Annotated in this window: 13 protein-coding genes; 8 read left to right on the plus strand and 5 right to left on the minus strand. The window is 64.6% G+C overall.

Annotated elements, in window-relative coordinates; all coding sequences use genetic code 11:
- Positions 1–108: 108 nt before the first annotated feature.
- Positions 109–1,296: an efflux RND transporter periplasmic adaptor subunit gene (locus DNK49_RS17165; protein WP_110527282.1), complete on the plus strand. Its 1,188-nt coding sequence runs from the start codon at positions 109–111 to the stop codon at positions 1,294–1,296.
- Positions 1,293–4,403: an efflux RND transporter permease subunit gene (locus tag DNK49_RS17170; protein WP_110527285.1), complete on the plus strand. Its 3,111-nt coding sequence runs from the start codon at positions 1,293–1,295 to the stop codon at positions 4,401–4,403. The genes DNK49_RS17165 and DNK49_RS17170 overlap by 4 nt, the downstream gene beginning before the upstream one ends.
- An 89-nt stretch (positions 4,404–4,492) precedes the next feature.
- Here DNK49_RS17170 and ovoA read toward each other — a convergent pair whose 3' ends face one another.
- Together ovoA and DNK49_RS17180 are read right to left on the minus strand one after the other, a co-directional pair.
- On the minus strand, positions 4,493–6,610 hold the full coding sequence (ovoA, locus tag DNK49_RS17175) for a 5-histidylcysteine sulfoxide synthase (protein WP_110527290.1): 2,118 nt from the start codon (positions 6,608–6,610) through the stop codon (positions 4,493–4,495).
- A 55-nt stretch (positions 6,611–6,665) separates the two neighbouring features.
- Complete coding sequence (locus DNK49_RS17180) at positions 6,666–7,397, minus strand: SDR family oxidoreductase (protein ID WP_110527293.1); 732 nt, start codon at positions 7,395–7,397, stop codon at positions 6,666–6,668.
- 254 nt (positions 7,398–7,651) lie between these two features.
- On the opposite strand from DNK49_RS17180, the gene DNK49_RS17185 reads away from it, so the two are divergent.
- The 6 genes from DNK49_RS17185 (at position 7,652) to DNK49_RS17210 (ending at position 17,761) form a co-directional block, all read left to right on the plus strand.
- Positions 7,652–10,591: a transporter substrate-binding domain-containing diguanylate cyclase gene (locus tag DNK49_RS17185; protein ID WP_207807023.1), complete on the plus strand. Its 2,940-nt coding sequence runs from the start codon at positions 7,652–7,654 to the stop codon at positions 10,589–10,591.
- Entirely contained in the window at positions 10,506–11,534 is a 1,029-nt protein-coding gene (locus tag DNK49_RS25030) for an alpha/beta hydrolase (RefSeq protein ID WP_110527296.1), read from the plus strand. Before DNK49_RS17185 ends, DNK49_RS25030 begins: the two co-directional genes overlap by 86 nt.
- A 79-nt stretch (positions 11,535–11,613) precedes the next feature.
- Entirely contained in the window at positions 11,614–11,862 is a 249-nt protein-coding gene (locus DNK49_RS17195) for a hypothetical protein (protein WP_110527298.1), read from the plus strand.
- A gap of 145 nt (positions 11,863–12,007) precedes the next feature.
- The gene (locus DNK49_RS17200) at positions 12,008–13,153 is read left to right on the plus strand and encodes an exonuclease SbcCD subunit D (RefSeq protein WP_110527300.1); all 1,146 of its coding nucleotides are present in this window, start codon (positions 12,008–12,010) and stop codon (positions 13,151–13,153) included.
- Positions 13,150–16,245, plus strand: a complete 3,096-nt coding sequence (locus DNK49_RS17205; protein ID WP_110527303.1) for an AAA family ATPase — start codon at positions 13,150–13,152, stop codon at positions 16,243–16,245. The genes DNK49_RS17200 and DNK49_RS17205 overlap by 4 nt, the downstream gene beginning before the upstream one ends.
- Positions 16,246–16,684: 439 nt before the next feature.
- A complete protein-coding gene (locus tag DNK49_RS17210; RefSeq protein ID WP_110527306.1) occupies positions 16,685–17,761 on the plus strand; it encodes a metal-dependent hydrolase in 1,077 nt (358 codons plus the stop codon).
- Between the two features lie 60 nt (positions 17,762–17,821).
- On the opposite strand, the gene DNK49_RS17215 is transcribed toward DNK49_RS17210, so the two are convergent.
- The 3 genes from DNK49_RS17215 to DNK49_RS17225 all read right to left on the minus strand — a co-directional run bounded on the left by DNK49_RS17215 (position 17,822) and on the right by DNK49_RS17225 (position 20,745).
- Complete coding sequence (locus DNK49_RS17215; RefSeq protein WP_110527309.1) at positions 17,822–18,916, minus strand: BMP family ABC transporter substrate-binding protein; 1,095 nt, start codon at positions 18,914–18,916, stop codon at positions 17,822–17,824.
- 26 nt (positions 18,917–18,942) lie between these two features.
- Positions 18,943–19,950 carry an adenosine deaminase gene (locus DNK49_RS17220; protein WP_110527312.1) on the minus strand — a complete coding sequence of 336 codons (1,008 nt, stop codon included), beginning with the start codon at positions 19,948–19,950 and terminating at the stop codon, positions 18,943–18,945.
- A gap of 177 nt (positions 19,951–20,127) precedes the next feature.
- Positions 20,128–20,745: a TetR/AcrR family transcriptional regulator gene (locus tag DNK49_RS17225; protein WP_110527315.1), complete on the minus strand. Its 618-nt coding sequence runs from the start codon at positions 20,743–20,745 to the stop codon at positions 20,128–20,130.
- Positions 20,746–20,892 lie beyond the last annotated feature (147 nt).

Raw genomic sequence — 20,892 nt, forward strand, 5'->3', positions numbered from 1 at the left:
TCAGCGTTTGCTAATAAATATCCCGTCACTCAGGGCTTCCTGTGCGCCGCGTCCTTGATCCTTTTGGCGTGAGTGGCGGCTGTCCGTCAATCCAGGGATTCTCGTCCGATGCGCCGTCTGCTGTTGCCTGTCCTCATCATCGCATTTGCGCTGGCCGGTTTCATCGCGCTCAAGGCCAGTCGCCCGGCACCACCACAGGTCGAGGTTCGCGAGCGTAGCTGGCGGGTGGAAGCGGTGGCGGTGTCGCCACAATCTGCTCAGCCGACCCTGGTGCTATACGGCCGTATCGAGGCCCCTGACCGAGTGCGGGCCGCTGCACCCGTCAGCGGGCGCATTCTGGAACTCAAGGTGCGCGATGGCGACAAGGTGGCCCAGGGGACGGTGCTGGCGCGCCTGGACCCGCGCGACCTCGAGCCCCGGGTGACGCAGGCCCGCGGCGATGTCGACCGCGAGCTGATCCGTCACCGGACCGACCTGGCTGCAATCGAGCAGGAGCGGACCTTGCTCAGGCTTGCCGAGGCCAAGCAGGCGCGCTTCGAAAAATTGATGAACGCGCGGCTGGGCGCCGAAAGCAACTACGATCAGACCCGCGAGGAGGTCGCCCGTGTGCGCCTGTCACTGGCGCAGCGCGAACAGGCGATTGCCGAGCATCCGGCCCGGCTGGCGCAGTTGCGGGCCAAACTCGCCGAGGCAGAGCGCGACGCGCGCCGCGGTGAGATCGTGGCGCCATTTGCAGCCCGGATCGGCAAGGTCGAGGTTGCTGCCGGAGATCAGGTGCAGGCCGGTCAGGCTTTGCTGACCCTGTTCGCCTCTGATGCGCTCTTCCTGCGCGCCCAGATTCCCGCCGTCTATGCCGAAGAGTTGCGTGCCGCGCTGGCCCGTGGCGAACAGCCGGAAGCCACGGCCGACTTCGGTACCAGCCGTTTGCGCGCCCGTCTTGAGCGCATTGGGGGGGAGGCCGATGCGCGTGGCGTCGACGTGCTGCTGAGGGTGGAAGAGGGCACCGGCCTGCCGTCCGGCGCTTTCGTCAATGCGTTGATGCAGCGTCCTGCGGTGGACGATGTCATCGTGTTGCCGCCGACGGCCCTGCATGGCGGAGATCGTATTTATGCCATCCGTAACGGACGCCTGACCGGTATCCGCGTCAGCCGTATCGGCGAACGTCGGACTGAGGCTGGGGTGGAACTGCTGTTGCGTGCGCCGGAGTTGCGCGCGGGTGAGCAGGTGATGCGTACCCATCTGCCCAACGCGATAGAAGGCCTGGCGGTCGAGGTGGTCGGGGCGGTTGCGCCATGAAACAGCACGGGATGATGGCTGCGCTGGTTCACCACAAGGTGGCAGCCAACGTATTGATGCTGATTGCCTTTGTCCTTGGGGTCATCGGCATTACACGGATGAATGTGCAGTTCTTTCCGTCCTTCGAACTCGACGTGATCTCGGTCCGGGTGGTGTGGAGCGGCGCAGCGGCCGAGGATGTCGAGGTTGGCATCACCACCCCGCTGGAAGAGCGCTTGAAGACGGTCGATGGGCTCAAGAAGATGAGCTCCACTTCGGCCCAGGGCATCGCCAGCCTGACCCTGGAGCTGCATGAAGGCACCGATCCGCTGTTGGCTCTGGATCAGGTGCGGCAACGTGTGGATGAGTTCAGAAATCTGCCGCGCGACGCGGAAACGCCCGAAGTCAGCCGGGTGTCGCGCTATGAACCGATTGCGCGTCTGCTGGTACGGGGTGGCAGCGTCGACGAGTTGCGCCCCTGGGTACGCCGTTTTGAGAGTGAGTTGCTGGCGGCCGGGGTGGATCGGGTCAGCATCACCGGCTTGCCGGAGGAGCGCATTGCGGTTGAGCTCCCCACCGCCACCCTCGAGACGCTGGGGCTGTCGCTGGTCGATGTCGGTGAGCGTATCGGCCAGGTCGCCCGCGACATTCCCGCCGGGGTGGCAGGGGAGCGTGATGGTGCGCGCGAGATCCGGGGCCTGGAGCAGCGCCGCGATGCCCTGGGTTTCGAGGAAGTGGCCGTGGTCAGCGATGGCCGTGGCCGGATCGTGCTGGGCGAGATCGCGCAGATCCGGCGCGAGCCGCGACCCGGTGAGCTGGTGCTGAGCGAGGCGGGCGATGTTGTTGTCGAGATGCAGTTGCAGCGGGCCGAGAGCGGGCATTCGCTGCGCGCGGCGAGGGTGTTCGACGACTGGCTGGAAAAGACCCGGCCGACCTTGCCGCCGACCATCCGGCTGGAGGTCTTCGATGCGCAATGGCAGCTGATCCGAGACCGCATCGAGTTGCTGATCAACAATGGTGTTTCGGGCCTGTTGCTGGTCGTGCTGGTGCTGTATCTGTTCCTGCCGGCGCGGGTGGCGTTCTGGGTGATGGTGGGGATTCCCACCGCCTTTCTGGCCACGCTCGGCTTGATGCTGTTCTTTGGCGGCACCATCAACATGATGAGCCTGTTTGCGCTGATCATGGCGCTGGGCATCATCGTGGACGATGCGATTGTGGTCAGCGAGGATGCCGACACCCATCGCAGCATGGGCGAGGGCGCCGAGCATGCGGCGCTGGGTGGTGCGCGGCGCATGCTGTGGCCGGTTGTGGCCGCGTCGCTGACCACGGTGGCCGCCTTCATCCCGTTGATGATGGTCGGTGGCGTGATCGGCAACATCCTGGGTGATATCCCTTTTGTCATGATCATGGTGATCATGGCCTCGTTGCTGGAGAGCTTCCTGATCCTGCCGGCACACCTCAAGCTGGCACTGCAGCAGGATATGTCGCACAAGACTTCGGCCTTGCGCCGGCGTCTGGACGAGGGATTCTCGCATTTTCGTGACCACCGCTTCCGGCGTGCGGTCGAGGCTGCGCTGCATTGGCGTGGGGTAACGGTTGCGCTGACCCTGGCGATGATGGTGCTGGCGGTCGGCCTGCTGGCGGGTGGGCGGATCAATTTCGTCTTCTTCCCCACCCCCGAGGGGCAGGTGGTCTATGCCAACGCCACCTTTGTTGCCGGTACGCCGCGAGCGCACACCGAAGCTTTCCTGGCGGAGCTGGAGCGGGCATTGGTGGAGACCGAGCGCGAGCTTGGCGGTGGCCTGGTGCAGGTGGCGGTATCGCGGCTTGGCGGCACGATCTCGAGCGGTGCAGGGGGTGGCGCGAAGGGCGACCAGCTGGCGGCCATCCAGGTCGAGCTGGTTCCGCCCGATACCCGCGAGGTGCGCAACGAGCAGTTTCTCTCGACCTGGCGCAGCAAGGTACGTGAGCCCGCCGGGCTTGAGTTGCTTGTGTTCAATTCGCGTCAGTCCGGGCCGCCCGGACGGGATCTGAATGTGCGCCTGACCGGCGACAATGCGGATGCGCTCAAGGCCGCCGCGCTGGAGCTTGGCGAAACCATGAAGGCGATCGACGGAGTCAGCGAGATCGAGGACGACATGCCCTATGGGCGCGAGCAGCTGGTCTATCGCCTGACGCCTGCCGGCGAGTCGCTTGGGCTGACCACCGAGAGTCTGGGACGTCAGCTGCGTGCTGCCTTCGATGGCCATCTGGCACAGCTGGTGCAGGTGGGTCGAGACGAACTCGAGGTCCGGGTCCTGCTGCCACGTGATGAGCGCGAGCGCCTGGACGTCTTCGAGCGGCTGGCGATCCGGATACCCGATGGGCGTTTCGTGCCCCTTGCCACGGTGGCAAGCTGGAGCTCGCGGCGGGGGTTCGAGGCCCTGCGTCATGCGGATGGCCGGCTGGCGGTCGAGGTCTCGGGCGAGATCGATACCAGCCGGAGCAATGCGGGTCTGGTGCAGGCCGAGTTGCTGCGTGAGGCGCTGCCGCAGCTTGCAGTCAAACACGCCGTGGAATACAGCTTTCAGGGACGGGCGGCGGATCAGCGCGAAACCATGGCCGACATGCAGGCAGGGCTGATGCTGGGTCTGGGGCTCATCTATCTGGTGCTGGTGTGGTCGTTCTCGTCCTGGTCCTGGCCACTGGTGGTGATGGCGGCGATTCCGCTCGGTCTGGCGGGGGCGATCTTCGGTCACTGGTTGCTGGGCTTGAACCTGACCATCCTGTCGATGTTCGGCCTGTTCGGCCTGTCCGGCATCGTGGTCAATAACTCCATCATTCTGGTCACCCTGTTCAAGGAGTTGCAGCACAAGGGCGCAAGCCTGCACGATGCACTGGTTGGCGCGGCCTGCGGCCGCCTGCGGGCGGTGCTGCTGACCTCGTTGACGACCATCGGCGGGCTGACGCCGTTACTTTTCGAGCGCTCGCTGCAGGCCCAGTTCCTGATTCCGATGGCGACCTCGATTGCCTTTGGGCTGGGGGTTTCGGCGGTACTGGTGCTGTTTTTCGTGCCTGCCCTGCTGTCGCTGGTGGAGGGCGCCAAACGACGTCTGATGGGCCGCTGGGCACGTCCTGCCACCGCCTGACAGGGTCACGGCGGTTCAGGCGGGGCGTTACGCCAGGGGTCGAGCAGCGGCCTTGATGCGTGATGGCCCGTGCCGGATGTGCGGGCGAATCACCCACGCAATCGCCAGATGGTGAGTTCGGACAGCGTGTGCTGGTGCTTGCGTCGGGTTTCGCGGATCACGAAGGGAACGGCCTGCGGTCCCAGTACCAGATCAAAACTTGCGCCAAGCAGCGCCTTCAAGCCGTCCAGTGTGGTCCATGACTCGCCGTCTTTCTTGAAGCCGCCGATCCATTCCTCGCGCCGGGTGTGCTCTTCCAGCCAGGTATAGGGTGAGGCCAGCACCAGCAGGCCGCCGGGTGTCAGACGATGGGCGACGTCGTTGAGGAAGCGGCGCGGGCTGTACAGGCGGTCGATCAGGTTCGCGGCGAGGATCAGGTCAAAGCCGGTGAAGACGTCCTTCAGATTGCAGGCATCACCCTGCCAGAACGCCACCCGTTGGGCTGTCGCAGCCAGTCCGAGGGCGTCGAGCCGGCGCTCATGGTAGCTCACCAGCTCGCCCTCGTCGGGAAGGGTGTAGCGCAGCACGCCGGTCTCAGCCAGGCGGGCCCCAGCCTGGATGAAGCGGGCGGAGAAGTCGATGCCGATCACCTCTTCGAAGGCGCGTGCCAGTTCGAAGCTGGCGCGGCCGGTGGCGCAGCCCAGATCGAGTGCGCGTGCGAAGCGGCCGTTGCCGTACTGGCGTTGGGCGTCGATGGCGATCTCCGCCAGGGTCTTGGGGAAATTGGGAACACCGAATGCGCCATCCCCGTAGTGAAACTCCGCATACTGCGACAGCAGGGCGTCGGTCTCGTAGGCCGAGGCCGGATTGACCACTGGCGCGTCACTGACGATGTAGCGGAATCCGGCATGCTGGAAAAAATGGCGGCGGAAGGCGTAGCGCGAAGCGTGGCGCGATTCGTTGCCGGTGGAGATCCAGCTGCCACCCTTGATCAGGTTGTGACGATCATCGAAGGTCGGCGTGGTGAAGTCATCATAGATCGGGTGGACCTCGAAGCCGTCGAAGGGGTAGGTTGGTGTCTCGCACCACTGCCACACGTTACCGACCACATCGAACAGTTCGCCATGGGCAAAGGTGTCGACCGGGCAGCTCGAGGCCCAGTGGTCAAGATGCAGGTTGGCCCCGGCCGGGATGTCGGGTGGGACGTCACCCAGACCGACGTGGTCGTACAGGCGGTGCCATTCATCCTCGGTGGGCAGGCGGACCGGAAGACCGGTCTCGCGTGCCTTCCAGCGACAGAAGGCGCGTGCCTCCAGGCAGTTGGTCTCGACCGGCCAGTTCCATGGCATGGTGACTTCTTCGGTGATCAGGCGCAGTTTCCAGCCTTGGCCATCGGCGATCCAGAAGGTGGGGTGCTCAGCGCGGGCGTAGCGTTTCCAGCCCAGTCCTTCCTCGTCCCACAGGCTGTCGTCGGCATAGCCGCCGGCCTCGACGAAGGCAAGGAATTCGCCATTGCTGACCAGATGGCGGGCTGCACGAAACGCGGGAACGTCGGCTTCGTGGCGGCCGTATTCGTTGTCCCAGCCATAGATTGGGTCATCCAGGTTGCGACCCAGGCGGACACGGCCGGCCGGAATGTCCACCAGGGCATTGTCCGGTGCGGGTCCGCTCTGGCGACAGGGCGTCCATGCCGGATGAGGGCGGACATACTCGAGCCCGTGCTGACGCATCAGGACCGAGGAGGTTTCGAGATGGATGCGCTCGTGCTCGATGCCCATCAGGATGGCCCAGAACGGATCTTTCCAGCCGATTGGCAGGCTCAATGGATGGGTGCGGATGACGCCATCCACGACCGCCCGTACCTTGCTGCGATAGGCGCGGACTTCGGCGACGCCCGGCCAGTCGTAGCGGGTGTCGTCGAGATCATCCCAGCTCATCTCATCGACCCCGACCGCGAACATCGATTCCAGTCGTGGATCGAGACGCTCGGTGATCAGGCCGGCGAGCAGGAGCTTATTGATGAAGAAGGTGGCCGTGTGGCCGAAGTAGAAGATCAGTGGGTGACGCAGGCTGATGGGTTTGCGGAGGTAGGCATCGTCCCCCACCAGGATCTCGAACAGCGATTCGTAGCGGTCGAAGGTTGCGTGAAAATAGTCCAGCAGTTCGCTACGGCAGGCCTCGACATCGGTGCCGGACAGCTTGGGCGTTCGGGGGAAGAGCTGCGTCATCGTCGGTATGGGCATGATGGAGTCAGCCAGACTGTGCGCGAAGATCCCCCGCTGATCAAGCCAGCTGGCGCAGATCGGCGACCGTCTCGCGGCCAAAGGCATCGGACAGCAGGTAGTCGACCAGGCGCTCGGCAGCGATCGCCGCGGGGGTGAGCAGCGCGTCGCGCTTGAGCGCATCGAAGCGCGCGCGTTGTGGGAAATCGGCGGGGTCGCTGGCGCGCACTTCGGCCTGCATGTCGGTATCGATGACACCAGGTGCCAGACTGCAGATGCGCAACCAGGGGTGTTGTTCAGCAGCCACGGCGCGAGCGTGATGGTCGAGGCCGGCCTTGCCGGCGCCGTAGATGCTCCAGCCCGCATAGGCACTGCGTGCGGCGCCGCTGGACACATGCACGATGCGCCGTTCGCGTTCGAGCCTGCCGGTGGCTGCGAAGGCGTTGGCCAGCAGCAGCGGGGCGATGAAATTGAGCTGGCCGGCACGGACGATGGCTGCAGCGTCCTGGGTGCCCAGCCTCGCCACGGGTTGCAGCATGCCTGCGTTATTGATCAGCAGTGCCGGGCCGTCCGCTGCCAGAAAGGTCTTCAACGGGGTCGTGTGCAGTGCGGCACACAGGCTGGACGGATCGCTCAGGTCGAGGCTGACTTCGCTCAGTCCCGTCGCGAAGCGCTCAGCCAGTGCCGGGTTGCCATGGCGTGACAGGCCAAGCACGGTGAGGCCCCGCGCCAGCAGGCATTGGGCAATCGCGGCGCCCAGGCCGCGGCTGTGACCGGTGACGATGGCATGCATGGTTCGTCTGCTTCCCTGAAATCTGATGTGGCGGGCAAGTGCGCCTGATGCCGATAGTCTGGAACCAAGCCTGCAGTCGATGCAAGCGCGCTACCAGGGTCGGCACATGGGTTTGTCTGTTTTGCGCTTGCCACGTTGCGGGCAAGGTGTTCTCGGCACACAATCGGTACCTGTGTGTCGCCCGGAACAGGAGCAGCATGGCCTTGATGCAGCACGGATGGACGAGATGGCGATTTTGCGTGCAGATGTCGTGCATGCTGATCCTCGCGATGTGCCTGCTGCCATTGCCTGCCGCCGCAAAGGCCGGGCTGGACGATGAGGCACGTGCCTACCTGGCACGCAAGCCGGTGATTTCGATCGGAGTCGTCGCTGACAACGAGCCTTATTCCTGGGTCGATGGGGTAGAGCCGGCAGGTTTCTCGATTGATGTCCTGGAGGAGATTGCACGCCAGGCGGGTGTCAGCTTCAGCTATCGCTTCGGCAGCTGGCCCGAGATTTATCCGGCGTTCATGCGCGGTGAGATCGATGCCATCGATGAAATCTCCTTTCGCCAGGACCGTGCCGAGAAAGTCCTGTTTACCGAGCCTTATCATTTTCGCCAGACCGCGATCATGCATGACGGCAACCGGCCGCTGGGGCCGATCAGTCGGTTGGAGGATCTGAAGCCTTATCGCGTCGGGGTGGTCCGCGACATTTTCTACAAGAACCAGCTTGCCTCCAGCGGCATCGAGGTGGTGGAGTTCGATGCCATTCCCAACCTGGTGCGGGCCCTGGCCTTCGGCTGGGTGGATGCTGTCGTCGGACCGGAAGTCACCCTGATGTTCATTGCGCACAAGTCCGGCCTGCGTCATCTGACGATTGCTGGCAAGGTGGAGATGGGGGGATACGAGCGCGAGGATTTCCGTATTGGTGTGCGCCGCGACAATCCGGTGCTGCATCGTATCCTGCAGGCCGGGCTGAATGCGATCCCGCAGCAACGTATCGACGAGTTGCTTGAGGCCTGGCAGCAGTTTGGTGGCCAGGCGCTGACGGCACCGGCGCGTTTCCGGCTGAGCGAGCAGCAGACGGCCTATGTGCGTCGCCTGGGGCCGCTGCGGGTCGGCGTCATGCGTGACTACGCGCCGTTCAGCTTTGTCGACCAGGGGCAATTGCAGGGGCTGGCTGTCGATGTCTTGAATCGCGTTGCCGACATGACCGGGCTGCAGGTGATCACGGTGGCGGATCACTGGACGCGCCTGATCGAGCTGTTCGAGCGCGGTGAGATCGACATCATGACGAACATCTCCGATATCGAGGCTCGCCGGTCGTTTACCCGCTTTTCGCAACCCTACCATGTCATTCCCAACGTGGCCTTCACCCGCCAGGAGAGCCTGCGCCTGACGCGGCCGGAGGATCTGGACGGCCTGCGGATTGCAGTCGGTGCGGGGATCTTCTATGAAGCTGCGCTGCGGCGGCGTTTTGGCGATGCGGTGGTGTCGTTCTCGTCGCAGGACGCGATGTTTCGGGCGTTACGCGAGGGGAGTGTGGATGTGGTGATCGCCGCGCTCGCCAATGGTAATCACTGGATCCGGGAGCTTGGCCTGAGCGATGTACGCATCGCCGGCGAGCTCGACGCCGAAGGCATCCGCGGCGAAGATCTGCGTTTTGGGATGCGGCCGGCGCTCGAGCCGCTGGTGGCGATTGTCGACGCCGCGCTGGGCGCGATCACGCCGACCGAGCGGCGCTTGATCGAAAACCGCTGGCTGGGGGCGGCAACGCTGCCCGCGGAAGCGGCCAGGCCTGTGGCTGCCGGGCTGGTGCTGAGCGATGCCGAGCAGGCCTACCTCGATGCCCGCGGACGCACGATACGCGCCTGTGTGGATCCGGACTGGATGCCGCTCGAAGGGCTGGACCGTGCCGGTCAGGCAACCGGCATGTCGGCCGAATTCATGGACCTGTTTGCCGCGCGTGGCAAGCTGAGCTTTGACGTACTGCCGGTCCGGACCTGGATTGAGTCGCTGGAGGCCGCCCGGGCAAGGCGTTGCGACATCCTGCCGATGGTGCTGCCCACGCCGGGCCGGATGGCGTTCATGGATTTTACCCGGCCGTACTTCACCTCGCCCAATGTGCTGCTGGGTCGGGTGGAAGCCCCCTTTGTCGAGCGGCTCAGCGAGCTTGACGGGCGCAAGCTGGGTATTGTCCGCGGCTACGCGTTTGTCGAGCTGTTTGCCACCCGTCACCCGGACATCCGTCTGGTCGAGGTGGACAATGAGATCGACGGCCTCAAACGCCTGCAGCGTGGCGAGATTGACGCTTATCTGGGCAACCTGATCACTGCCAGCCATCATTTGCAGGAGCTACGCCTGGCCGATATCAAGGTAGTCGGGCGGGTGCCTTACGACTGGTCGGTCGCAGTGGCCACCCGAGGCGATGAGCCGATGTTGCTGTCCATCATGCAGAAACTGGTGGACAGCCTGTCTGACGAGGATCGCCGCCGGATCGAGACCAAATGGCGTTCGATGCGGCTGGAGCAAAGGGTGGATTACACCCTGGTGTGGCAGGTGCTGGCGGTGACGGTGTTCGGTCTTGGCCTGCTGTTTCTGTGGAACCGCAAGCTCGGCGGGCTCAACCGCAAGCTGGCCGAGACCAATGCGCAGCTGGCCGAAGCCAATGCCCGGCTTGATGAACTCAACCTGCGTGATGGCTTGACCGGCATTGGCAACCGGCGTCATGTCGATCGCTACCTCGAACCCCTGTTTCGCCACAGCCAGCGGCATGGGCTGCCATTTGCGATTGGCTTGCTCGATCTGGACCATTTCAAGCAGATCAATGATCGCTACGGCCACGAAGCGGGTGATGTCTGCCTGCGTGCGATCGGCGCCTGTCTGCAGTCGGCTTTCCGGCGTAGCAACGACCATGTCGCGCGTTATGGCGGCGAGGAGTTCGTCGTGTTCATGAGCCCGGTTGCCGGCGAGGATCCGCTGCTTCGTTTCGAGCAGTTGAGGCATGAGGTCGAGGCACTCGAGGTGCGCCACGAAAACCAGGTGCTACGTCTAACCGTTAGTGTCGGGGTCGCGTCCGGCGTACCGCTGGAAGACACGTCGCCGGCAGCGTATCTGCGTATCGCTGATGAGGCCATGTACGAAGCCAAGCGTACCGGCCGCAATCGGGTGGTCGGGCATCAGCTACCGGTGGCAGCCCAGCAGGGTGAGTGAAGGCGTGAATGTGTCCGATGTCGTACCGCTGGCTGTGTGGTTCGCGGGTGGAGGGGGGGCCTGGCTTCTGCTCAGGACTGCACTGCATCGGCTGATACGTGCCGGTCTTGCTGCCCCCCGGGTCGTGGAGGCTCAAGATCCTGCGCAGGCTGGACTGTCGTTCCGGACGGTCCGGATTGCGACGGTCAATCAAAGAAGCCTGCATGGCTGGTGGATTCCATCGGCGAGCGGACAGGATTCTGGCCCAGCGGTCGTGGTGCTTCATGGATGGGGCGGTAACGCCGAGATGATGCTGCCGCTGGCGCGTCCCTTGCACGAGGCCGGTCTGGGGGCCTTGTTCATCGATGCGCGTTGCCACGGTCTGTCCGATGACGACAGCTTTGCCTCCCTGCCGCGCTTTGCCGAAGATGTCGATCATGCTTGTGAGTGGTTGATTGGGCAGGCAGGTGTCGCTGCGGGAAAGATTGGCTTGATTGGTCACTCGGTGGGCGCCGGTGCGGTATTGCTTGCCGCGGCGCGCAGGCCGACGGTGGCTGCGGTGGTCAGCGTATCGGCCTTTGTGCATCCTGCCGAGATGATGCAGCGCTGGTTGGCGGCGAGGAAGGTGCCCGGGTGGGCAAGACGCTATGTGCTGGCTTACGTACAGGACGTCATCGGCCATCGTTTTGACGACATTGCGCCGCTGACCAGCATGGGCCGCCTGCAGTGTCCAGTATTGCTGGTGCATGGGGAGGACGACGAGGTCGTACCCGTCGAGGATGCCAGGCGGCTTTACCGGGCGGGCCAGCAGGGCAGTGTGCGCTTGCTGGTGTTGCCGGGCGATCACGAGACTTTCGTTGATCTGCCGCGCGAGGTCGCTGCAATTACCGGGTTCTTGAGGCAGGTGCTGCTCGGTGTCGATCCGGTGACGGCCGGCGCCCGCTGTACTGAACTTTTGTCGTAATACGCCGGTGATGGGGCATGCGCTTCATGGCATCATGATTCGCCCTTTGGGCATTCCATGAAACGCTGAGGAGCCTGAGATGAACAAGATCCTGTTTGCCGGTCTGCTTGCCCTGTTTGCGACCACTGTTTCCGCCGAGGGGGCAAGCTGTAATGCCACCGCGCAGGAAAAGAAACTGGCCGGAGCAGCAAAGAACAGCTTTCTGAAGAAATGCGAACAGGATGCTACGACGCGTTGCGATGCACTGGCGATGGAAAAGAAGCTGGCGGGGGCGGCAAAAAACAGTTTTACCAAGAAATGCGTCAAGGACGCAGTCGGTACCCCCTGAGCACATTCCTGTCGTGAGTCCCCGGCGGCCTGGGGGCAACATGCGTAGCGACAGGGCGTGGATTTCCGGTGCCTGACCGGCGCAGGCTTCATCCTGTCCGGATGGATGTGCGACACTCGGCATCCCCTTTCGCCACTGAGTGTCCATGCGCTTTCTCCATACTGCCGACTGGCATCTGGGCCGGGTCTATCACGGCCTGTCGCTGCTGGAGGATCAGGCCCGGGTGTTGCAGGACTTCATCCGTCTGGCCGATGACGTCCGCCCCGATGCAATCCTGATTGCAGGGGATGTCTACGACCGCTCGGTGCCGCCCGCCGATGCGGTGCGCCTGCTCGATGTCACGCTGACCCGTCTGGTGGTCGAGTTGCGGATTCCGGTGGTCGTGATCGCGGGCAATCATGACGGCCCCGACCGTCTCGGTTTTGGCTCGGGCATGCTCGAGTGTGCCGGGCTGACCCTCTGCGGCCCGGTGAGCGCAGCGCCCAGGCCGGTGGTGTTGCGCGACGCGCATGGCGAAGTGGCGATCTATCCGCTGCCCTATGCCGAGCCGGCAATGGTGCGCAGCCTGCTCGGCGATGACGCGCTGGACGACCATCAGGCAGCGCTTGCCGCGCAGCTGCAGCGCATCCGCAGCGCACATGTGCCGGGACGGCGCTCGGTGGTGGTGGCGCACGCCTTTGTGGTCGGCGGGGCCGAGTCGGACTCCGAGCGGCCGCTGTCGGTGGGGGGCAGCGCTGCGGTGGCGGCCGGCATCTTCGACGGCTTCGATTATGTCGCGCTGGGTCATCTGCATCGCCCGCAGCAGGCGGGTAGCCCCCGCATCCACTATGCCGGCTCGCTGCTGAAATATTCGTTTGCCGAGGTCGATCACAGCAAGTCGGTCAATCTGGTCGAGCTCGATGCGACCGGCGGCTGTACGGTCGAGCGCCTCGCCTTGCCGCCCTGGCGCGATCTCCGGGTGATCGAAGGCGCGTTGGACGAGATCATTGCCGCGGCTGCCACGGACGCGGCGCGGGAAGACTACATTCTGGCCCGTCTGAGCGATCGTGGTGCGCTGCTCGATGCCATGGGCAAGCTGCGCACCGCCTATCCGAATGCGCTGGCAATTGAACGACCTGCGCTGGAAGGCGAGGGCAGTGGGCGTGCCGGGGCCGATCATCGCCGGGTGCGGATTCAGGACCTGTTTGCCAGCTTTTACGCTGAAGTCAGCGGTTGTCCGATGGAAGAGGCTGCCATGCAGACGGTACAAGCGCTGGTCGATCGTCTGGAACAGGAGGCGCGCCAGGCATGAAGCCGATCAAGCTGACCATGCAGGCCTTCGGCCCCTTTGCGGGTCGCGAAGAGGTGGATTTCACCCGTCTGCCCGCGGGGGCACTGTTCCTGATTGCGGGGCCGACCGGTGCAGGCAAGACCTCGCTGCTCGACGGCATCACCTTTGCGCTCTATGGCGATACGTCGGGTGGTGAACGTAGCGCCCGCGAGATGCGCAGCCACCACGCGGATGCCTCCACCCAGACCGAGGTCGAGTTCGAATTTGCGCTCGGAAGCCAGCGCTACCGCGTGCGCAGGGTGCCTGAGCAGGAGCGTGCCGCGCTGCGTGCGACCAAGGGGGGGGATGGCCTGGTGAAGGTGCTGGCCAAGGCCGAGCTGTATCGTTGGCGGGACGGAGAGGGAGACGCAGGCTGGGAGCCGGTGTCGCAGAAGACGGTCGAGGTCACGCGCGATGTCGTCCGTCTGCTGGGTTGCGAGGCGGACCAGTTTCGTCAGGTCGTGCTGTTGCCACAGGGTCAGTTCCGCAAGTTGCTGACCGCGAGCTCCGGCGAACGCGAACGCATACTCGAAACCTTGTTTGGCACCGCGGCCTACAAGCGTCTGCAGGATGCGCTCAAGCAGGAGGCCAGCAGTCTGCAGCAGGCGGCGGAGGCCTTGCGCCTGCGCCGCGATACCCTGCTCGAGCAGGCGGGTAGCGACACCGTGGAAGCGTTGCGGGCCAAGGCCGGGACCGCCGAGCAGGTGCTGCAGGCACTTGCTGCCGAGGCGCTTGAACACCGTGCAGCCGATGCTGCCGCCCAGCAGTCACTGGCCCAGGGACGGATGCTGGCGCAGGCTTTTGCCGAACAGGCGTCGGCACAGCAAGCGTTGGCTGCGATCGCCGCGCGCGACGAGGAGATGGCCCGGTTGGGTGTGCGGGTGGCGGCGGCACAGCGCGCGCTGCAGGTGGCGACTGACGAGCGTGTGCGCGATGCGGCCCAGGTCGAGCTTGAGCGTGCCCGAATGCGTGCCGATGCGGCACGAGGACGTCAACAGGCGGCCGTGGCGGCGGTGCAGGCCGCGATGATGCGGCGCGATGCGGAGAAGCTGCGCACGCCGGAGCGTGAGCAGGCTCAGCGCAGTCTGCTGCAGCTCGAAGCGCTCAGCGAGCAGGCGGCGCTGCTGGTGCAGGCCGAGCGTGAGCACGTTCAGGCACTGCAGGTGGCCGAGACACAGGGCCGCGCCGCAACGGAGGCTGCGACTGCGCTGGATGCGGCGGAACGGACGCTGCAAGTCAAACAACGGGATATCGAGCAGCTCGCGCCGCAGGCTGCCGAGGTGCCGGCGCTACAGTTGCTGGTCGAGCGTGCGGAGCGCCGGGAGGCGGCGCTGGCTCGGCTGGCGGCAAGGCAGGTGGCGCTGGATGGGGCGGTGACGATCGAGGCTCGCCTTCAGCAGGCCCAGGCGCTGGCTGCCGCAGCGGTCGAGGCCGCGCGCGTTCGTCGTCAGTCCATCGATCTACGCTGGCGCGGTGCGCAGGCGGCGATCCTGGCACGCCATCTGCACGATGGCGGCCCTTGTCCGGTGTGTGGCAGCATCGAACATCCCCAGCCCGCCTCTGTGCAGGCCGAGCTGCCCACCGATGCCGACCTGCAAGCTGCGGCAGATGCGTTGAGCACGGCAGAGCAGACCCTGGAGCAACAGCGTGCGCAGCTGGAGCAGGCAGTACGTCAGCGCGTGGCGTTTGAAGCCGAGGTGCGTGCGCTGCAGGCTGCGGTCGATGATGGTCAGGCGGTGGCCGCAGGAGAGACCATGCTGCCCGGACCGCTGGCCGAGCCCGACGCTGCCGACGCGATCAGGCAGCGCCTGAAGACCGCATTGACCGCAGCCAAGGTGCTCAGCACCGCCAAGACTGCGGTGAAGGCGCTTGAGACCGCACGCGTGGATGCGGCTGCCAAGGGAGATCGGGCGCGAGCGGGTCTGATTGAGGCGCAGGCGGCCGCTCAGGCGACGGCCCGGGTGCTTGCCCTGCGTCAGGACGCGGTACCTGCTGCCCTGCGCGCGCCTGGCGAGCTGGATCGGGCAATCGCGGATGCCCGCAGGCAGCGTGATGCGCTGGAATCGGCGTGGCAGGCCGCACTTGCGATGCATGCCGATGCCGAACGCGAGTGTGCCAGCGCGGATGCCGAGGCGCTGGCCCTGACCCAGGCGGAGGTCGAGCGCGCCGAGGCCTGGCAGGGTGCCGAAGAGCGCTTCATCGCCGCCCGGCGGGCTGCGGGATTTGATGACGAGTCCAGCTACCGGGAGGCCCGCCTGGCAGCAGAAGACGTCGAGTCCCTGCTTACACAACTGCGTCAGCATGAGCAGGCGCGGGCAAGCGCCGTCGAACGCGCGACGCGCGCCGCTGCCGCGGTCGCGGGGCAACAACCCCCAAGCATTGACGACCTCGAGGCGCAGGCTGTGGCGGCCCGGACTGCGGTCGACGCTGTGCTTGCCCGTAGTGCCGAGACCCGGTCCGGTCTGGAGAAGATCCGTCAGACCCTGGTGCTGCTCGATGATATCGGCAGCCGTCATGCCGTCATTGAAGCGCGTTACCGTGTGACCGGGGAACTCGCCGCGCTGGCCAATGGCGAAAACGGCCGCAAGCTGACCTTTCAACGCTATGTGCTGGCGGCGCTGCTCGACGATGTACTGCGCGCGGCTTCGCTGCGCCTGAAGGCAATGAGCCGGGGGCGCTACCTGCTGCAGCGGCGCGAGGATGTGGCCGATGCACGCCGGGCCGGCGGCCTCGATCTTGAAGTGATGGATGACTACACCGGCCGTGCCCGTCCGGTGGCAACGCTGTCGGGTGGCGAAGGCTTCATGGCGTCGCTGTCGCTTGCGCTCGGTCTTTCCGACGTCGTTCAGGCGTATGCCGGGGGGGTGCAGCTCGATACCCTGTTCATCGACGAAGGTTTCGGCAGCCTCGATCCGGAAGCGCTCGACATGGCGATGAAGGCCTTGATCGATCTGCAGCAGCGAGGTCGCATGGTGGGGGTCATTTCGCATGTCGAGGAGATGAAGCAACAGATTGACGTGGCGATCGAAGTGGTGCCGGGCGTCGGCGGAAGTCGGGTGCGGATACGGGCTTGATGTGCCGTCAGCTCAATGAACGGCACCATGCCGATCGGGCAACACGTTGTTGCAATCCGTTGGCGAACCAGTGGCTTGGCGCCTGACTCTCAGACAGGTCTTCAACAACAACGATGAGAAAGGCCCAATGAATACGGAGATCCTGAATCGCTTCCTGCAGCTTTCTGCCAACTACCTGGGTGTGCGTCGCAAGTCCGCGGCGGACGCTCTGGCTGCCTGACCCATCGGGGTGACGTGACCCAGGGGGATTTTCGGGCTTGAGGCTGATCGACGGTGCCAGTGAGCATAACGGTCCATATCCGTCTTTTTTTGCCGAGTGAAATGACGGGTGTCCAGGAGTGGCCGAATCCGGCCTCGCTTTTCCACACCGTTCGCCATGATCGCTTGAGTTCGACAGACTCCCAGGGAACGAAGCGTCGTCCCCCTCTTCAAAGAACCCATGGACACGCTGACTCACGCGCTCTCAGGCGCATTGGCGGGGCGCCTGCTTGCACGCGCCCCCGATACTGATCATCCCGCGCGGCCGCCGGTCTGGCAGGTGGTGCTGACCGGCGCGGCTGCGGCGACCTTTCCCGATCTGGATTTCGTCCTCGGCTATGTGTCCGAGTTGACCTATCTGCGCGGTCACCGTGGCGTGACCCATTCGCTGCTGCTGTTGCCATTGTGGGCCCTGCTGGTGGCGGGTGTGATGGCGGCGCTGTTCCGCTGGCGCAGCCGTGGGAGGCCGTCGGCCGACTGGCGTGCGCTCTATGTTGTGGCGGCAGTGGCCATCTTCGTGCATGTGCTGGGCGACCTGATCACCCAGTTCGGTACGATGATCCTGGCGCCCCTGTCTGACCAGCGCTTTGGTTGGGGCACGACCTTCATCATCGATCTTGGTTTCAGCGGCATCATTTTGTTGGGTTTGCTGGCGAGCGCAGTCTGGCGTGGCAGCCGCCTGCCCGCCGCACTCGCCACGGTGGCGCTGCTTGGTTGGGTGGGGCTCAGCGGTGTGGCGCGCAATGAGGCGATTGCTGCAGCCGAGGCCTATGCGGCCCGGCAGGGCATTGCCGTGGTCGAAGTCGATGCGGCGCCGCGGCCGGCGTCTCCCTTCAACTGGACAGCGATCGTGTTCGATGGCGAGCGCTATCACTACGCGCATCTGAACACGCGGCGTGAGCAGCCGTTGATCGCCGGCCCCGACGACAACTTCATCCGCCGGCTGTCGGCGCAGTATCTGCCGGTTGCGCAAGCGAACTGGCAGGTGCGATCCCGTTTTGGCGACGGTGAGGTGGCGACGATTGCCGAGCAGGTCTGGAACGCGGAGAACTTTGCTTTCTATCGCTGGTTTGCGATGTTTCCAGTCCTTGACCATGTCGAAACCGGTACCGCGGGTGTCTGTGTCAACTTCCGCGACCTGCGCTTCGAAACACCCGGCCGGGACCTGATCCCCTTCCGCTACGGCCTGTGTTCGGCCGAGCAGGGCTGGCGATTGTTCGAGCGTGTGGCCGGGGGCCGGCGCTGGATCATGGATTGAACTTGAAGCGCTGGGGTCGTATCGGCCAGGGCGGTGGCCTGTCGATACGACCCCGCGGGCTTACTTGCCGCCAGGCACGCTGCCTTCCACGCCCTCGACGTAGTAGTTCATTGCCAGCTTGTCCGCGTCACTCATGGCTTGACCGGCCGCGACGACTTCCTTGCCTGCTTGGTTACGCAAGGGGCCGGCGAAGATGGGGCGGCTGCCATCGAGAATGCCCTGACGACGGGCTTCGACCAGAGGCGCGACATCGGCTGGCAGCATGGCGCCGAGTCGCTTGAGGTCGATTGCGCCCTCCTTGAGGCCATACCAGACCTGCTGCCTGGGTTCGAAATTCCCGGCCAGCACTTCGCCGACCACCTTCTTGTACCAGACGCTCCAGTCGATCTCGCTGGCGGCGAGCTGGGCCTTGGGCCCATAGGCGCTCATGTCGGAGTCCCAGCCGAAGGCATAGGCGCCTTTCTCCTGTGCTGCCTGGAGCACGGCGGGCGAGTCGGTGTTCTGCATCAGCACGTCGGCGCCCTGGGCGAGCAGGGTGAGCGCGGCCTGGCGTTCCTTGCCCGGATCGAACCACGAATTGACCCAGACCACCCGTGTTGTCGCCTGCGGATTCACGCTACGTGCCCCCAGGGTATAGGCATTGATGTTGCGGATGACCTCGGGAATCGGATGCGAGCCAACGACGCCGAGCTTGCCGCTCTTGCTCATCTTGCCCGCGACCACGCCAGCAAGGTAGGCGCCTTCGTAGGTCCGGACGTCGTAGGTGCCGGCATTGGCGGCGGTCTTGTAGCCGGTGGCATGCTGGAAGACGACCTTGGGAAACTGGCGTGCAACCTTCAGGGTCGAGTCCATGTAGCCGAAGGAGGTGGTGAAGATCACCCGATGGCCGTCCTGAGCCAGGCTGCGGATCACCCGTTCGGCATCAGCGCCTTCGGCAACGCTTTCGATGAAGGTGGTCGTGACCTTGCCTGGAAAGGCGGCCTCAAGCGCCCGGCGCCCCAGATCATGGGCGAAGGTCCAGCCCGCCTCGCCCACCGGGCCGACATACACGAAGCCGACCTTGAGCACGTCCTGGGCATGCAGGGGCGTCATCGGAAGCAGGCCGGCGGCAACGAGACTGGCAGTCCATTTCAGGGCGGTACGACGATCGGTCATGGGAAGGCTCCAGCGAGAGGATGAAATCAGTCGGTCGGCAGTGAATCAAGCACGCTCAGCCAGGGGCTGCGTAGTGCTTCGGGGACAAAGCTGGCCTCAAGGCTGTTGCGTGCCAGTTGCTTCAGCTGAGCACGGCTGAGGCCGAGTGCGATGGCGGTTTCCAGGTAGTTCTGTCCGACATAGCCGCCAAAATAGGCGGGATCGTCCGAGTTGATCGTGACCTTCAGCCCGGCTTCCAGCAATTGCCTGAGGTTGTGCTGTTCCAGCCGGTCGAAGACGCACAGCTTGATGTTGGACAGCGGGCAGACGGTCAGTGGAACCTGTTCGCGCGCAAGGCGGGCCATCAGGGCAGGGTCCTCCGCTGCGCGCACGCCATGGTCGATGCGCTCCACCTGCAGCAGGTCCAGGGCTTCGACGATGTAGGCTGGCGGGCCTTCCTCACCTGCGTGGGCGACGACATGCAGGCCGAGATCGCGGCAACGTGCGAACAGACGGGTGAACTTGGAGGGTGGGTGGCCCTTCTCGGATGAATCCAGCCCCACGCCGTGGATGCGGCCGAGATGGGGCAGAGCCTGCTCCAGCGTGGCGAAGCCTTCGTCCTCGCTGAGGTGGCGCAGGAAGCACAGGATCAGCCGCGAGCTGATGCCGTAGCGGGTCTGCGCCTCCTGACAGGCCCGTTCCAGGCCGTCGAGCACGGTCTCGAAGGCGATGCCGCGTTCGGTATGGGTCTGTGGGTCGAAGAACAGTTCTGCATGGACTACACCGTCGGCGTGGGCCCGGGCAAAGTAGGCCATCGCCAGCTCATGGAAGTCACGCTCGTGTATCAGCGCCGCGGCGCCGGCATAGTAGAGGTCGAGAAAGCTCTGCAGGTCGGAGAAGGCATAGGCGGCGCGCGTGGCTTCGACGCTGTCCCAGGGCAGGGTCACACCATTGCGCTGGGCGAGTGCAAACATCATCTCGGGCTCGAGCGAGCCTTCGATGTGTAGGTGAAGTTCGGCCTTGGGCAGGGCGCGGATATAGCTTTCGAGGTCCATCGCGATCTCCGGTTCGACAGTCGTTGGGCAGCAATGCTGCGCTGCCGCAATCGACCTCCGGATCTTAGGACGGACGGGCGCACTCAGGCATGCGTCAGCGCAATAAACATCATAATGCCTCGCAGATAGCGCTGGGTGTCAGGACCCGCATGCCGGTGCCCAGGCTTGAGTCCAGGATCAGTTCGGATCGGTCACCAGTTGGCGGATCACGCGCTGGAAGATGGCAACGACCCTGTCGCGATCCAGATCAGGGTTGCGGATGGCACGCAACAGCAGGCCTTCGAACATCGACGCCAGCACTTCGGTCATGCCCTGCAAGGTGGCGTCATCGGTGGAATGCCCTTTGTTCGCGCGCAGGATGCGTAAGGTTTCCGACAGGCTGGACATGCAGCAGCGATCAGCAGCTCGCACAATCTTGGCAACGGCGGGATTGCGCGAGGCTTCGGCAACGATTTCCACCTTGAGCCCTGCGGTGCGTGGGTCAAGGTTGTCGATGACGCCTTCAGCGGCCCGGCCGATCAACGCTTCCAGTACGTCGCTGGCGGCGCGCATCTCCGCCGACAAGGTCAGCAAACGGTCCAGATCGCGTTCGACGATGGCGGCGATGATGGCTTCCTTGTTCTCGAAGTAGTGGTAGATATGCCCGGCACTCATGCCAGCCGCTTTCGAAATCAACGAGATGCTGGCACCATGAAACCCGTGGTCATGAAAGCAGTCAGATGCTGCTTGCAAGATTTGCGCGCGCCGGCTGGCGGCGCGGGAGCGTTCGGCAGGCGTGCAGGGGTCGGTGGTCATGGCCGTCTCCGTATGTAATGAGAACTTGTCTTAATGATCTTGCAACGCAGCAGACGATAACATAGAATGAGCGTTCAATCTAGAATGAACGTTCTATCGTGGCGCTAGGCCTCCCATCCGGAAGTCGCGCGTCGCTCCCCTTCATAC

The sequence above is a fragment of the Parazoarcus communis SWub3 = DSM 12120 genome (assembly GCF_003226565.1).
Classification (GTDB): domain Bacteria; phylum Pseudomonadota; class Gammaproteobacteria; order Burkholderiales; family Rhodocyclaceae; genus Parazoarcus; species Parazoarcus communis.

What these genes read in the sequence shown, in the direction of transcription:
- DNK49_RS17165 (WP_110527282.1), top strand. Translation starts at nt 109, where the DNA reads ATGCGCCGTCTGCTGTTGCCTGTCCTCATCATCGCATTTGCGCTGGCC.
- DNK49_RS17170 (WP_110527285.1), top strand. Translation starts at nt 1,293, where the DNA reads ATGAAACAGCACGGGATGATGGCTGCGCTGGTTCACCACAAGGTGGCA.
- ovoA (WP_110527290.1), bottom strand. Translation starts at nt 6,610, where the DNA reads ATGACGCAGCTCTTCCCCCGAACGCCCAAGCTGTCCGGCACCGATGTC.
- DNK49_RS17180 (WP_110527293.1), bottom strand. Translation starts at nt 7,397, where the DNA reads ATGCATGCCATCGTCACCGGTCACAGCCGCGGCCTGGGCGCCGCGATT.
- DNK49_RS17185 (WP_207807023.1), top strand. Translation starts at nt 7,652, where the DNA reads ATGCTGATCCTCGCGATGTGCCTGCTGCCATTGCCTGCCGCCGCAAAG.
- DNK49_RS25030 (WP_110527296.1), top strand. Translation starts at nt 10,506, where the DNA reads ATGAGGCCATGTACGAAGCCAAGCGTACCGGCCGCAATCGGGTGGTCG.
- DNK49_RS17195 (WP_110527298.1), top strand. Translation starts at nt 11,614, where the DNA reads ATGAACAAGATCCTGTTTGCCGGTCTGCTTGCCCTGTTTGCGACCACT.
- DNK49_RS17200 (WP_110527300.1), top strand. Translation starts at nt 12,008, where the DNA reads ATGCGCTTTCTCCATACTGCCGACTGGCATCTGGGCCGGGTCTATCAC.
- DNK49_RS17205 (WP_110527303.1), top strand. Translation starts at nt 13,150, where the DNA reads ATGAAGCCGATCAAGCTGACCATGCAGGCCTTCGGCCCCTTTGCGGGT.
- DNK49_RS17210 (WP_110527306.1), top strand. Translation starts at nt 16,685, where the DNA reads ATGGACACGCTGACTCACGCGCTCTCAGGCGCATTGGCGGGGCGCCTG.
- DNK49_RS17215 (WP_110527309.1), bottom strand. Translation starts at nt 18,916, where the DNA reads ATGACCGATCGTCGTACCGCCCTGAAATGGACTGCCAGTCTCGTTGCC.
- DNK49_RS17220 (WP_110527312.1), bottom strand. Translation starts at nt 19,950, where the DNA reads ATGGACCTCGAAAGCTATATCCGCGCCCTGCCCAAGGCCGAACTTCAC.
- DNK49_RS17225 (WP_110527315.1), bottom strand. Translation starts at nt 20,745, where the DNA reads ATGACCACCGACCCCTGCACGCCTGCCGAACGCTCCCGCGCCGCCAGC.